This window comes from Streptomyces sp. NPDC001822 (genome assembly GCF_042892135.1).
Lineage (GTDB): Bacteria > Actinomycetota > Actinomycetes > Streptomycetales > Streptomycetaceae > Streptomyces.
Map to the genome: position 1 here is coordinate 894,644 of NZ_JBIATW010000001.1, position 13,634 is coordinate 908,277.

Consider the following 13,634-nt stretch of genomic DNA (forward strand, 5'->3'; position numbering starts at 1 on the left):
GGCGGGCCGCCTACTACATCGGCGCCGGCAGCCAGCCCTTGGCCACCACGGTGCCCGGATCGTGCTGCGCGTGGACCCAGCCCACCTTCGCCTTGTTGAGTGTCGACTCGTCGAGGACACCGGTCTTCTCGTCGGGGAACTGACCCTGGTACTCCTTGATCCTGTCGAACAGGGCCTGGCTCGGCTTCTCCTTGAGCTGGATCTTATCGCGCAGGTATTGGATGTTGGCCTTCGTGCACGCGACCGTGACGGCGAGGTCACCGTCGTCGAACTCGCCCTGCGTGCCCCACAGCAGCATGTTCCGGACCCAGGGCACCTCGGGGCTCTCCTCGTCCGCGTTCAGCGGCACCGTCTTCACCGCGACGAAGTGCGATGCCAGGAGAGCCGTCATCGTGGAACGGCCCAGATTCCCGAGCCCGTCGGAATCCGCCACCGCGCTGAAGGTGCCGTAGCTGGAGGCGTTGGACTCCTGGAAGCACTTCAGCGCCTTCTGGGTCGCCTCGTCCAGCTTGCCCTCCGTGTGCGTCGCGGTCAGCTTGCAGCCCCCGGCGCCCTCGACCAGTCTCACCTGCGCGAACTGCACGAAGAGGTTCGGCTCGTCCTCCGACGTGATGGGGAACGGACCCCGCTCGACCTTCTTCTCCTCGGGCTCCTTCTTCTCTCCGCCTCCCGCACCCGAAGAACCGGAGCCCTCCGAGGGCTCGGGGGCCTGCTTGGGCTTCTGGGCCGGCTTCTCCGGCGGTTCCTCCGGCAGCGCGGCGGCCTCCGCCTGCTCCAGCTTCGGCTGGGCGAGGGTGCGGACCGGGGCCTTGTAGGTGAACCAGAGCACGAGACCGGTGATGGTGAGGGCGAGCAGCAGACTCAGCGTGGTCATCATCCAGAGCGGCAGCAGGCTGCGCTGTACGTACGTCCCGTTCACCGCCAGGGGATCGAACCCGGAGCGTCGCACCGACAGCTCGTAGGGCCGCTCCTGCTTCTGCCCCACCCAGGTGATCTGCCGCGGCTTGAGCGTCGCGTCGACGAAGGCCGCGCGGCCGGGCTGGATCTGGACATTGGACGGCACGATCTCGTACGAGAGGTCGTCACTGGTCTTGTCACCGCCACCGATCGACGCCGTGAGGACGGTGTTGCCGAGGTTGTCGACGGCCAGCTTCGGCCGGCCCCTGAAGCGTCCCTTGACGGTCTGAGGGACCAGCTCGGCGCGCACCTCCATGAACGTGGTGAAGGTGACGTTGCCCTCGGCCACGGTGGTGGCCCCGGGCTGCTCCGTGGGCAGGACGCGCACACCGTACGGGTGCGGGCCGGCCGTCGCGTCCGGCGTTCTGGGCGGGGCGAACGTCAGCTCCACCACTCCGGTGGTCCCCGGAAAGAGCCTGATGGATGGCGGTTCCACAGAGACATACGGTGCGACGTCGCCGACCGCCTCGAAGCGGTACTCATCGACGACGTCGCCGGTGTTGCGCAGACGGAGTCGTACGGTGGTGCTGCTGCCCGGGTCGACCGTGGTCGAGGCGGGCTCCAGGGATGTCCAGGTGGTCACCCGTCGGACGCTATGCCCACGGGAGGGGCGGCGTCAGAGGCCACGGGGTAGCCCCGTTGCCCGAAGGGCAGCACCGGCTGCCCCGGAAGACCTCTCGTGGGCCCGGCTGTCGGGGGCGCGGGACATAGCTCACAGCCGTGCTCCACGGCGTGGAGCACGGTGCCACGCCGTCGAACCCGCGCGACGCCCCGGTGGCAAGAAGAGAGGACCGAGGCCGTTCCCGCCGGTGCCCCCGGGGGCACGCATGATGCCCTCGACGAGGCACCTGAGGACGTTTACCCGCGCGTGCGGCGCAAGCGAAGGTGATTCTGATCTTGTATGGGTACCCCGAGGAGAGCAGAGCATGCCGTCTTATCTGTCGCCGGGCGTGTACGTGGAAGAGGTGGCCAGCGGCTCTCGTCCGATCGAGGGGGTCGGTACCTCGGTGGCCGCTTTCGTCGGGCTGGCACCCGACGGTCCTCTGAACGAGCCGACGCTGGTCACCAACTGGACCCAGTACGTCGCCTCCTTCGGTGAGTTCACCGACGGCTACTTCCTGGCACACTCGGTGTACGGCTTCTTCAACAACGGCGGGTCCGCCGCCTATGTCGTCCGCGTGGGCGGGGTGCCCGGCGGTGTCGCGGGAACCCAGGGCGAAGGCGCCGGTACGCGGCGCGGCCGCTCGGCAGTCGCCGGCGGTGCGGCGCCCGCCGCGCTGACGGCCGGGGAGCCGGCGGTCCTCGGGACGTTCAAGGTGTCGGCCGTCGCTCCCGGCGAGAGCGGCACGCTCAGCGTCGAGGTCACGGACGCCGAGGGCGAGGGCCCCGCCGAGCGTTTCCGGCTGATCGTCAAGGACGGCGCGAAGCCCGTCGAGACCTTCGACGTCTCGGCGAAGAAGAGCGCCCGCAACTACGTGGTGACGCAGGTCAAGGAACGTTCCACGCTGATCTCCGTGCAGGAGGGGGCGGCCGCGTCGCAACTCGCCCGCCCCGACAACCAGACGGTCGCGCTCGCGGCGCCCGCGGCCGCTCCGCAGGCCCCCGCAGTCCCGGACGCGGAACAGAGCGATTCGGTCGGCATCGCCGAGTACCTGGGCGACTCCTCGGACCGTACCGGCTTCGGCGGCCTCGAAGCGGTGGACGAGATCTCGATGGTCGCCGTCCCCGACCTGATGGCCGCCTACCAGCGCGGCGCGATCGACCTGGAGGCCGTGAAGGCCGTCCAGCTCGGTCTGATCGCCCACTGCGAACTGATGGGTGACCGGCTGGCGATCATCGACCCGCCGCCCGGCCTCAACGCCAGGCAGATCCGGGTGTGGCGCCAGGAGACGTCCAACTACGACTCCAAGTACGCGGCGCTCTACTACCCGTGGATCAAGGTGTTCGACCCGGCGGGCGGCCAGACCCGGCTGATCCCGCCGAGCGGTCACATCGCCGGCATCTGGGCCCGCAACGACTCCGAGCGCGGCGTGCACAAGGCCCCCGCCAACGAGGTCGTACGCGGCGCCGTCGACCTGGAGATGCAGATCACCCGGGGGGAGCAGGACCTGCTCAACCCGATCGGCGTCAACTGCATCCGCACCTTCCCCGGCCGCGGCATCCGCGTCTGGGGTGCGCGCACCCTGTCCTCCGACCCGGCCTGGCGCTACCTCAACGTCCGCAGGTACTTCAACTACCTCGAGGAATCGATCCTCAACGGCACGCAGTGGGTGGTGTTCGAGCCCAACGACCAGGCGCTGTGGGCCCGGATCAGGCGGAACATCTCCGCGTTCCTGGTGACCGAGTGGCGCAGCGGCGCACTGTTCGGAGCCACGGCGGAGGACGCCTACTACGTGAAGTGTGACGCCGAGACCAATCCGCCGGAGTCGGTGGACCTGGGGCGCGTCATCTGTCAGATCGGTGTCTCGCCGGTCAAGCCCGCCGAGTTCGTGATCTTCCGGCTGGCGCAGTTCTCCGGCGGCAGCGGTGAGCTGGAGGAGTAGAGGTCACGGTCTCCGGCCCGCACGACCACGCGAACGGCCTCAGGTCCCGGCCTCAGGTCCCAGTCTCAGTAGAAGGAACGGCTTTTCATGAGTCTCTCCCAGGGTGACGCCCTCACTACCCACAACTTCGGCCTCCAGATCGACGGGGTCATGGTCGAGTACCTCCACGCCGTGGGCGAGGTGGGGATGGAGCAGGATGTCATCGAGTACCAGCAGGTCTCGGCGAACGGCCAGCCGATCACCAAGAAGATGCCCGGCGTGAAGAGGGCAGGCGAGACCACCGTGACGCGCGGCATGGAGCAGTCCACCGCGTTCACCGAGTGGATCAACGCCTCGCTGCGCGGCGACATGGGTTCGGCCCGCAAGAACGCGAGCATCATCTACATGGACTACCAGTACAACCCGGTCCGGCGTCAGCACCTGCGCAACGCCTGGTGCTCCAAGGTCATGGGCGCGGCAGCGACGGCGGGCGAGGCCTCCGTGATGACCGAGACCGTCACGATCGTCTACGAAGAGCTGGTCACCGAGTAATGCGACGCGGACCTGTCAGGCCCGCCACCGACGCCGTCGCCGCCACGTCCGCTCCCGCGGCCGTGGCGGCCCCGGCCGGCGCCCCGGTGGACGCGCCCCCGGTACGGCAGCAGTTGCGGACCGAGTTCGCGTTCGAGTTGCCGCGCGGATACGTGGACGACATGGGAACGGTGCATCGCGAGGGCGTCATGCGACTGGCGACCGCCCGGGACGAACTGGTCCCGCTGAGGGACATGCGGGTGCAGGAGAACCCCGCCTACCTCTCGGTGGTACTGCTCGGGCGGGTCATCACCCGGCTGGGCACCGTGGCCTACATGCACGACGGGGTGGTGGAGAACATGTTCGCCTCCGACCTCGCCTTCCTGCAGGACTTCTACCGGCAGATCAACGCCGAGGGCCACACCAGGGCCGGCGTGTCCTGCCCGCACTGCGAGCAGCCCTTCGAGGTCGAGCTCGGCGGGAGCCGCCTGGGGGAATCGTGACGTACGCGACCGACCGGATTCATGAGGAGATCGCGTACATCGCCTACCACTTCCACTGGAACCTGAACGACATTCTGGACCTCGAACACCGTGAGCGGCGGCGATTCGCCGACCAGATCGCCACGTTGGTGGCGCGTGCTGCAACGGAGCGGTGATGGGCATATTCGACCGGCTCAAGGGACCGGCCCGAGGCGGGAAGCAGGGCCCGGACCGGAGCACGGACCGGGAGGGCTCGGCACCGGCTCGGACTCCCGAGCCGTCCGCCGGCGGCGGAGACGGTGAACGTGCCGCTGACAGTGTTCCCGGCAGGGGCCGGGAATGGGCAGCTCTGCCGCCGATGCGGCTCTCGACACTGGCGCCGTCCGGGCAGACGGTCGCTTCCGCGGAATTCGGCGGCTCGCTGACCACCTGGCGGAACCCCTCCTTCTCCGGAACGCTCTCGCACGCCGTCCTGGACGACGCCCCGGCGGGCCTCATCAAGGACGCGCTGTCGTTCACCCTGGGGTCGGGACCGGCCGGTTCGGAGAAGCCCGGGCTGCTGCCGCCGGCCCCTGTCGTCGATGACGTCCACGGCGACGGGGATCGCGGCGGTACGGGCGGCTCCTGGCAGCCGCCTTTCGTCCAGCGCGCCCTGGGGCCGCGGGTCGCTCCCGTACGTCCCCTGCCGCCGGCCGCCGAACCGGCGCTGACCCGTGCCTCCACCCCGACCGCGGGGCAGCGCAGGGTGCTTCCCGCAGTGGCGCCGGGCACCGCGGCGTCTGTGCCGGCGAAGGCTGTCGGCTCGGCCACGCCGGTGACTTCGCCCTCCGGCGCCACTTCCCCGGCTCCCGCTGAACGCCCTTCGCTCCCGTCTGCCCCTGTCACGCAGGCTCCCCCTGTCCGCGGCCCTCGTCCGGAGGGGGAGCAGGACGGCCCTCACGGCGGGTCCGCGCGGCCCGTGCCGCCGACTCCCCGGCAGCCGGGTCCGGCAGGGGCGCCCGAGAACTCCCCGCAACCGGACCGGAGTGCTCCGGCTCTCGGCTCCTCAAGCCCCGATTCCTCACTCTCCGTACAACGACGTGCGGTGGCACCCCCTGCGCGACGGCGTGAGGAGAGCGCCCCCGGCGGGGTGCACGGCCCGGCCGTCCCCGGGGCGCCCCGGCGCCCGCTGCTCGGAGCTCCGTTGTCCGGCCCGGTGGTTCCCCCGGCCCCGTCGGCCTCCGCGACGGCTCCGGCAGCCCGGATGTCACCGGCTGACCGGACATCACCAGCAGGACAGCGGCCCGCTGTCACCGCTCCCGCCGCGCGACCGGTCTCGCAAGGACCTGAGTCGCCCGCGAGCGCCCCCGGGGGCGGCACCGTTCCCCCCGCACCGAGGACACCGGCTGCCGGGTCGCTCCCTGTCGCGCGCCCGACAGGAACACCGGGTGCGGGCATGACGGGATCCGGTACGCCCGATACGGGTACGCGTACCGGTACGGGAACGCCTGCGCCTCGTCCGTCCGGCCGGACGAGGCTGGGAGCTCCGTCCAGCGGGCCTGCCGGGGCGCAGGCAGCGAACCCGGCGGCTGCCTCGGCGGTGCGCCGGAAGATCGGTGCCCCGACTCCTGGCCAGGCACCACGTGTACAGCGTTCACCGGCGGCCGGCGGGCCGTCGACCGCCCCCGGGCCGCGGCACGCACCCGCCGCCCCCGCCCCAGCGCCGCCCGTACAGCGGCGCGATGTCGTCGCTGACGGTCAGGCACCAGGGGCGTTCCGGTCGGTGAACACCGGGGCCGGGCCGGGCCCGGGACCTCGCCTCCCCGTGTCCCCGCCCTCCGCTTCTTCCGGCTCCGTCACGCCTGTGAGCGGCTCCATGCCGACTCCGAGCGGACCGTCCAGCACAGCGCCCGGCGGACCGCCGCCCGCCGGCGAGCCGGTCCCGCCGGTACGCCGACCTGCCGCGCCCTCAGCGGGCGCCGCGCCCGGCCCTCGCTCCGACACCCCCTCGGCGCCCGTTCCACGCGGCCCCGCCCGCCGTCCCGGACCGTCAGCCGTCCTCGGAGCCCAGCTGCCCGGCGCACCCGTCCGACCGCTGAACGGATCCGGCGCGGGCGGGGTCGACAACTCCGCTCCGCAGGCGGGCCCGACGCGACCCGCGGTCGCCCCGGGAGCCGGCCGGGTGCCCGCCGTGCCGTCGGTGCAGCGACAGGCAGCCCCGCCCCCCGTGCCGGTGCGGCAGCCGGGAGCTGCCTCGGCCGTTCCGCCCAGGAACCACACGCTGCCGGTGCCCGAGTCCGCCACAGGTCCCTCGGCAGAGCAGGGTCCGGCGCCGATTCACACTGTCGTGAACGACGCGCCCGGATCCGGGCGCCCGGGCGGCGCGCTACCGCTGCAGCGGTCCCTCACCCGGACGGCCCCGCACTCACCCCAGCCCCGGACCGCGACCAGGACCACCGCTTCCGTCCCGGCGCCCACTTCAGCGACTTCGGCGTCCCGCATCCCCGAGGCCCCGGGGACCGCCCGGCCGCCCGTGGTGCGGCCGACCGCTGTGCCGCTTGCGCGGCCCGCTCCCATGACGCCGGCCGATGCCCCCTCGGCGTCGCGGTCGCGGCCCATGCCGGTCGTCCCGCTGGTGGGCTCCGCTCGGCCGGTCACGGCCGCCGGGCTCGTGCCGGCCCCCCGGTCGACGGGGCACGCAGCCCCCGCCGCGATGACGGGCGGCACTCCGGGCACCGGCTCACCCGGACGCGCTGCCGCCCCGGTGGCCCCCGCTCCACCAGCCGCCGTGCGTCTGCGCCGCGTGCGGACCGCGGTCCCGGGGGCCAGCGGAGGAGCCGGTGCCCGCGGGCAAGCGGTACAGCGTTCCGCGGTGTCGGCGCCGGCGCCGACCGCCGTCGTCCGCCCGCAGCCCGCGACGCCCACCCGCTCCGCCCGCCCCGAGGCCACTCCCGCCACCGCGTCCGCGCCCAGGCGGACCGGCGACGTCGGACGCCGCCCCGAAGCCGCGACCACGGGCGTCCCGCTCGCGCACCGCCCCCCGGCTGTCCCGGTCGTGCAGCGCTCCTCGGCCGCGCCCGTCGCCGAGCGCTCCGCGTCCGTGCCCGCGTCGGCGCCGGGTGGCCCGTCCGTGGCCGCGCCGGAACCTCCCGGCCCCGGCGGGACCGACCGTACGCCGGTGACGCAGGCAGCCGGTCGAGGAACTTCCCACGCCCCTGGCGCCCCGGCCGCCTCCTCCGCTGTCCGGCCCGCGGGGAGCCCCGCCGCGTCCCTGCCGTCCGCCCCGCCCGCTGCCGCCTCGCTCGCCGTGCAGCGGTCGCCGGGCGCCCCGGCCGCGCGGCCCCCTCAGCCCCCGGCCGTACCCCCGATCCCGGCCCGGTCGCCCGCGCGGGCGACGGCACCGCCGCGCTCCGCCTCCGTTGCGGTGCAACACGGTGGACGTGGGGGCGAAGGCTCAGCGGACAGGCCCGCGCCCTCCGTGACGAGCCGGTTCGCACCCCGCGAGCTGAAGGAGGACCAGGTGGCGGAGCTGGTCCACCGGCTGATCGAGCCGATGACCCGGCTGCTGCGGACCGAGCTGCGGCTCGACCGCGAACGGATCGGCAGGCTGCGCGACCCACGTCACTGACAGGCCCGCGAACAACGCCCGTACCTCCCGCCCCGACCGCACGTGGAACAGCAGGAAGGCCCCACCCGATGCCCCAGGAACTCGACGCAGGCTCCACCATCTTCTTCAACCTCACCATCGACGGTGAGAGCCTGGGCAACTGGAACGGTTGCGACGGGCTCTCCTCCCACGTCGAGATCGAGCAGCGGCAGGAGGGCGGAAACAACGGATTCGTCTGGCAACTGCCCACCCGTGTCACCTTCTCCAACATCACCCTGACCCGGCCCCTCACCGAGGAGACCGCGAAGGTGGCGGAGTGGATCTCCTCCGTGACCACGGGGGTGACCCGGCCCACCGGGCAGATCGCCGCGCTCCGCGCGGACGGCTCGATGGTGGCCCAGTGGGGGCTGATCGACGTACTCCCCGTGAGCTGGCGCGGTCCTTCCTTCGACCCGGCGAGCCCCGCCGTGGCCACCGAGGTCCTGGAGATCGCCCACCACGGCTTCACCGACGCGGGGGAGGCGTAGCCGATGAACCTCTCCAGCTTCGGCATCGGCGACAGCCTGGTGCGGGCGACACTCGCCATCCATCAGCCGCCGATCGGCAGCAGCACCAGTCCCGGCGCGCTCATGAAGACGTTCAACTTCGACTTCAACCCGTCCCAGTTGTCCCTGACCCGCAGGGCTCAGTGGAAGACCACGCCCACCGCGGCGGTGAGGGACGGTGCAGTCCCGGAGTTCATGGGGCCCGAGCCCCGGGAGATGACGGTGGAGATCTTCCTCGACCGCTCCGACGACCCCGACAGCAACGACGTCCGCAAGAAGGTCGAAGCCCTCTTCTCCTGCTGCGAGACGACCACCGCCAGCATCGCGGCGAACCAGCCGTCGACGCCGTGGGTGGTCTTCGAGTGGGGCGCCTTCTCCACGGCCCGCTTCAACGCCTACGTCAGTTCGGTGGAAGCCCAGTACACCCTGTTCAACACCAATGGAATGCCGATCCGGGCCGTCTGCCAGGTGAACCTGCACGAGATCCCGAGCAGCACCCCCGGCCAGAACCCCACCTCCGGGGCGCTCACCACCCGCAGGGTGCACCGGGTCGTGGCCGGTGACTCGCTCCCGCTCCTCGCGTGGCGCGAGTACGGCGACGCGACCGTGTGGCGCACGATCGCCGAGGCCAACGGGATCGACGACCCGAAGGCGTTGACGCCCGGCTCCGAGCTGATGCTTCCCGCCGCCGAAGAGGTCGGCGTCTGATGTCCGACATCGGTTTCTCCAACATCCTCACCGTCCAGATCGCCGGCACGAAGCTCAAGTCCCCCGAGAACACGAAACTGGTGGCGGGCCGCGTCGACTTCGCCGCGGGAGTGCCCGGCGCGTTCCGTCTCACCTTCCGCGACGACAAGAAGGACATCCTCTCCAGGCTGAACGTCGAGATCGGCGTGCCCGTGGTCATCGCCCCCCTCTCCGACGGCAAGGGCACGCCGCTGATCACCGGAGAGGTGACCGCGCTCGAGACCGACTACGACCGCACCGGCACCTTCACCGTCATCCGCGGCTACGACAAGGGCCACCGCATGCTCCGGCAGCGCAGGGTCGCGGCGTACAGGAACAAGACCGCCACCGAGATCGCCGTCGAACTCGCGCGCAAGAGCGGCATCCCGATGGGGAGGACCCAGCGGACCAAGGGCCAGTACGAGTTCATCAGTCAGGCCAACGTCACCGACTGGGACTTCGTCCAACGGCTCGCGGACGAGAACGAGATGGTGATGTCCATCAACTCCGCGGGCCGGTTCCAGTTCGTCAAGCGGCAGCAGGCGGCGCTCGCTCCCCCGGAGAGCATGCCGAGCGCACAGAGCGCGCTCCTCCTGAAGGGCGGTGAGGAGATCCTGCGCTGCCGCGCGGCGGTGACCTCGGCCGACCAGGTGACCGCCGTCGAGGCACGCGGCTGGAACGTCACCACCAAGCAGACCCTGGTCTCCAAGGCGCCCGCTCTGGACAACACGGGCTTCGTCATCGGGACGACACCGTCCCAAGTGTCCAGGACGTTCGGCATGGCCGAACTCGTCGTGACCGACACGCCCTACGACAAGCTCGACGAGGTCAAGCACGCCGCCGACGCGGTGGCGGACGACGTGACCTCCTCCTTCGCCGAGGTGGAGGTCACGGCACGGGGCAACACCGAGCTGCGCCCAGGTGTCGCCGTCACCCTCAAGGACGTCGGCAAGCCGTTCCAGGGCAAGTACACGGTCACGGCAGCGCGCCACACCTTCGGCGACCAGGAGCACTACGAGACGTTCCTGAACGTCAGCGGCCGGCAGTGGCGCTCGCTGTACGGGCTCACCTCCGGAGGCGGCGGTGCGGGCCCCGCCGGGATGCCGAGCGTCGCCAACGCCCTGGTCACCGACATCAAGGACCCGTTGAGGCAGGGCCGGGTCAAGCTGAAGTTCCCGTGGCTGGACGACATGTACGTCAGCGACTGGACCCGGACCGTCCAGTTCGGCGGCGTCAAGGGCGGCAGTATGATCTCCCCGGACGTGGACGACGAGGTGCTGGTGGCGTTCGACCGGGGCGCCCTGGACCACCCGTACGTCATCGGTGGCCTCTACAACGGCGTCGACAAGCCGGACCCGGTCGACGTGCCGGTGTACGACCCGACGCGCGGCAAGGTCACCCGGCGCACCCTGTCCGACCGCAGCAACAACCGTCTCGACCTGCTCGACCAGAGCGCCGGCCTCAAGCGAGGGGTGCGCCTCTCCACCGGTGACAACCGGCTCACCATCAACCTGGACCGGACGAAGACCGAGATCGTCGTGGACAGCAAGGGAAAGGTCTCGATCAGGGGGACCGGTGCCGTGGCCGTCAACGCCGGTGGCAACCTCTCGCTGAACGCGGTGGGCTCCCTCACGATCCGGAGCGGTGGAACCATGAACCTGAACTCCGGCGGGGCGCTCAGCGTGACCTCCGGCGCCACCGTGTCGGTGACCGCGGGCCTCTCGCTGCAGATCACCGCGGGCATCAACATCGGCCTGCAGGCGGCCACGGTGAAGTCCAGCGGCCTGCTCACCTCCAACATGAAGCCGGTGCTGACCATGGGAGGGGCCTGATGGCGGAACAGTTCGTGGGCTCCGGGTGGGCCTTCCCCCTGCGCATCAGCCCCACCGGCGGTATCGCCCTGGTCAGCGGGGAACGGGAGGTCGAGGAGGCCATCCGGCTCGTCCTCTCCACGGCCCCCGGTGAACGGCCGATGCGCCCCGAGTTCGGCTGCGCCATCCACGACATGGTCTTCGCACCCGTCAACGAGGCCACCGCGGGCCGGATCCAGCACGAGGTGCACAGCTGCCTGGACCGATGGGAGCCGCGCATCGAGGTGGACGACGTCACGGTGACGGCCGGCGAGGAACAGGGCGTGCTGCACATCGACGTCCGCTACTCGATCACGGGCACCAACAACCCGCGCAGTCTGGTCTTCCCGTTCTACGTGATCCCCTCCCACGACGGGCCCGAGGGGTCCGGCACGCCCGACGACCACTATGGAAGCGACCGCTGATGGCCCTCCCCTCCCCGAACCTCGACGACCGGCGCTTCCAGCAGTTCGTCGACGACGCCAAGCGCTACATCCAGCAGCGCGCCCCCGAATGGACCGACCACAACGTCTCCGACCCGGGTGTGACCCTCGTCGAGACGGTCGCGCACATGGCCGACCAGATCGTGTACCGGCTCAACCGAGTGCCCGAGAAAAACCACCTCGCGTTCCTGGACCTGATCGGGATCACGCTCTTCCCGCCGTCCGCCGCCCGTGCCGACGTCACCTTCTGGCTGTCGGCGCCGCAGCAGCAGCCCGTGGTCCTGGCGACGGGCACCGAGGTCGCCACGGTCCGCACCCAGACCGAGGACGCGGTGGTCTTCGCCACCGAGCGCGAACTCACGGTCATCCCGTGCGAGTTGTCGTACCTCGTGGTCCATCCGGTCGACCAGGAGCCGGCCGACCGCACTTCCGACCTCGCCGAGTCCAAGGACGTGCACTGCTTCACGGAGGCTCCACGCCCCGGTGACCGCATGCTGTTCGGGCTCAGCGCCGCCGTACCGGAGTGCGTGGTCGTCCTGGAGCTCGACAGCCAGGTGGACGGTGTCGGTGTCGACCCCAGGCAGCCGCCGCTCGCATGGGAGGCGTGGACCGCCGACGGCTGGGTGGCCTGCGACGTCGACCGGGACACCACCGGTGGCCTCAACCGCCCCGGCGAGGTCGTGCTGCACGTCCCAGGCGGCCACGCGCTCTCCCGCGCCGGACGGCGCGAGGCGGGCTGGCTGCGCTGCCGTGTCACCGAGCCGGAGGAAGGCCAGCCCTTCTACACCACCTCGCCGACCGTCCGCTCCGCCGAGGCCTTCAGCATCGGCGGAACCACCGGCGTCGTGCATGCCGAGACGGTGCGGGACGAAGCACTGGGGGAGTCCACCGGCCTGCCGGGACACCGGCTGCGGCTGGCCGCCAGCCCCGTCGTCGGCGACGCGCAACCGCTGCTGCTCCAGGTCGCCGAGCGCGACGGCTGGGTCGACTGGGAGACCGTCGGCCACTTCGCCGCCTCGGGTCCCGCCGACCGGCACATCACCCTGGACGCGACCACCGGTGAGATCGCCTTCGGCCCGTCCGTCCGTGAACCGGACGGCACCCTGCGCCAGTACGGGGCCGTACCGCCCAAGGGAGCGCCCATCAGGGCCCGCCGCTACCGTACGGGCGGAGGGAAGGCCGGCAACGTCGCGAGGGGCGCCATCAAGGTGCTGCGCGACTCCGTCCCGTACGTCTCCGACGTGATCAACCGGGAGGCCGCGCGCGGCGGGGTCGACGGCGAGACCGTCGAGGAGGCGAAGCGCAGGGCGCCCATCGCGCTCAGTGCGCAGGACCGTGCCGTGACCCTGCGGGACTACGAGGAACTCGCCCGGCGCGCGGCACCCGAGACCGCGCGCATCACCTGCATCGCCGCCGAACCGGACGAGCACGGTGCGCACGCCGTACGGGTGCTGGTCGTCCCGCAGGCCGTGTCCGACCCGGGAGGACGGCTGCGCTTCGAGCAACTCGTCCCCGGAGACGCCCTGCTGGGGCGCATCACCCGGTACCTGGACGAGCGCCGCCTGATCGGCACCCGGCTCGCGGTCGGGCCGCCGTTCTACCAGGGGGTGACGGTCGTCGCGACGGTGCACGCCTTCCGGGGGACCGACACCGACCGGGTCAGACGGCAGGCGCACGACGCCCTGTACCGCCATCTCGACCCGCTGACCGGCGGAGCCCACGGCACGGGCTGGCCCTTCGGCCGTCCGGTGCAGGCGGGCGAGGTGTTCGCGGTGCTGCAGCGGGTGCCCGGCGTCGAGCTGGTGGACGAGGTGCTGCTGCACCCCGCCGACCCGCTCAGCGGGAAGCGCGGCGACCCCACGGAACGGATCGATCTCGAAGCCCCGGCGCTCGTCTTCTCGTTCGACCACCGCGTCCGGGTGATCGGGGACGCCTCGTGACCGTGAGCGGAAGCACACGCGGCTCCGTGGACGGACTCGGGTCCTCGGCGCC

The 13,634-nt window shown here is 71.6% G+C and carries 12 protein-coding genes; 10 read left to right on the forward strand and 2 right to left on the reverse strand.

What is annotated here, in order from left to right; genetic code table 11:
- Nucleotides 1-13: 13 nt before the first annotated feature.
- Nucleotides 14-1,540, reverse strand: coding sequence for a hypothetical protein (locus tag ACFYY2_RS04055; RefSeq protein ID WP_388736680.1), 1,527 nt, complete (start codon nt 1,538-1,540; stop codon nt 14-16).
- Nucleotides 1,541-1,883: 343 nt separating this feature from the next.
- Between ACFYY2_RS04055 and ACFYY2_RS04060 the strand changes: the two genes are divergently transcribed.
- From ACFYY2_RS04060 to ACFYY2_RS04075, 4 genes are all read left to right on the forward strand, one after another.
- Complete coding sequence (locus ACFYY2_RS04060) at nt 1,884-3,500, forward strand: phage tail sheath family protein (protein ID WP_388736683.1); 1,617 nt, start codon at nt 1,884-1,886, stop codon at nt 3,498-3,500.
- 87 nt (nt 3,501-3,587) lie between these two features.
- Nucleotides 3,588-4,031, forward strand: coding sequence for a phage tail protein (locus tag ACFYY2_RS04065; protein ID WP_388736685.1), 444 nt, complete (start codon nt 3,588-3,590; stop codon nt 4,029-4,031).
- Nucleotides 4,031-4,513 (forward strand): hypothetical protein, encoded by a 483-nt coding sequence (locus tag ACFYY2_RS04070; RefSeq protein WP_388736688.1) that lies wholly within the window; start codon nt 4,031-4,033, stop codon nt 4,511-4,513. Before ACFYY2_RS04065 ends, ACFYY2_RS04070 begins: the two co-directional genes overlap by 1 nt.
- Nucleotides 4,510-4,668, forward strand: coding sequence for a DUF6760 family protein (locus ACFYY2_RS04075; protein WP_329035102.1), 159 nt, complete (start codon nt 4,510-4,512; stop codon nt 4,666-4,668). The genes ACFYY2_RS04070 and ACFYY2_RS04075 overlap by 4 nt, the downstream gene beginning before the upstream one ends.
- 2,140 nt (nt 4,669-6,808) lie before the next feature.
- Here the strand turns inward: ACFYY2_RS04075 and ACFYY2_RS04080 are convergent.
- Entirely contained in the window at nt 6,809-7,129 is a 321-nt protein-coding gene (locus tag ACFYY2_RS04080; protein ID WP_388736691.1) for a hypothetical protein, read from the reverse strand.
- 820 nt (nt 7,130-7,949) lie between these two features.
- Between ACFYY2_RS04080 and ACFYY2_RS04085 the strand changes: the two genes are divergently transcribed.
- From ACFYY2_RS04085 to ACFYY2_RS04110, 6 genes are all read left to right on the forward strand, one after another.
- On the forward strand, nt 7,950-8,099 hold the full coding sequence (locus ACFYY2_RS04085; protein ID WP_388736694.1) for a hypothetical protein: 150 nt from the start codon (nt 7,950-7,952) through the stop codon (nt 8,097-8,099).
- A 68-nt stretch (nt 8,100-8,167) separates the two neighbouring features.
- On the forward strand, nt 8,168-8,605 hold the full coding sequence (locus tag ACFYY2_RS04090) for a phage tail protein (protein WP_388736696.1): 438 nt from the start codon (nt 8,168-8,170) through the stop codon (nt 8,603-8,605).
- 3 nt (nt 8,606-8,608) lie between these two features.
- Nucleotides 8,609-9,331, forward strand: coding sequence for a LysM peptidoglycan-binding domain-containing protein (locus ACFYY2_RS04095; RefSeq protein ID WP_388736698.1), 723 nt, complete (start codon nt 8,609-8,611; stop codon nt 9,329-9,331).
- Nucleotides 9,331-11,181, forward strand: coding sequence for a VgrG-related protein (locus ACFYY2_RS04100; RefSeq protein WP_388736701.1), 1,851 nt, complete (start codon nt 9,331-9,333; stop codon nt 11,179-11,181). The genes ACFYY2_RS04095 and ACFYY2_RS04100 overlap by 1 nt, the downstream gene beginning before the upstream one ends.
- Complete coding sequence (locus ACFYY2_RS04105) at nt 11,181-11,624, forward strand: GPW/gp25 family protein (RefSeq protein WP_388736703.1); 444 nt, start codon at nt 11,181-11,183, stop codon at nt 11,622-11,624. The genes ACFYY2_RS04100 and ACFYY2_RS04105 overlap by 1 nt, the downstream gene beginning before the upstream one ends.
- The gene (locus tag ACFYY2_RS04110; protein ID WP_388736704.1) at nt 11,624-13,582 is read left to right on the forward strand and encodes a putative baseplate assembly protein; all 1,959 of its coding nucleotides are present in this window, start codon (nt 11,624-11,626) and stop codon (nt 13,580-13,582) included. The genes ACFYY2_RS04105 and ACFYY2_RS04110 overlap by 1 nt, the downstream gene beginning before the upstream one ends.
- The last annotated feature ends 52 nt before the right edge of the window (nt 13,583-13,634 follow it).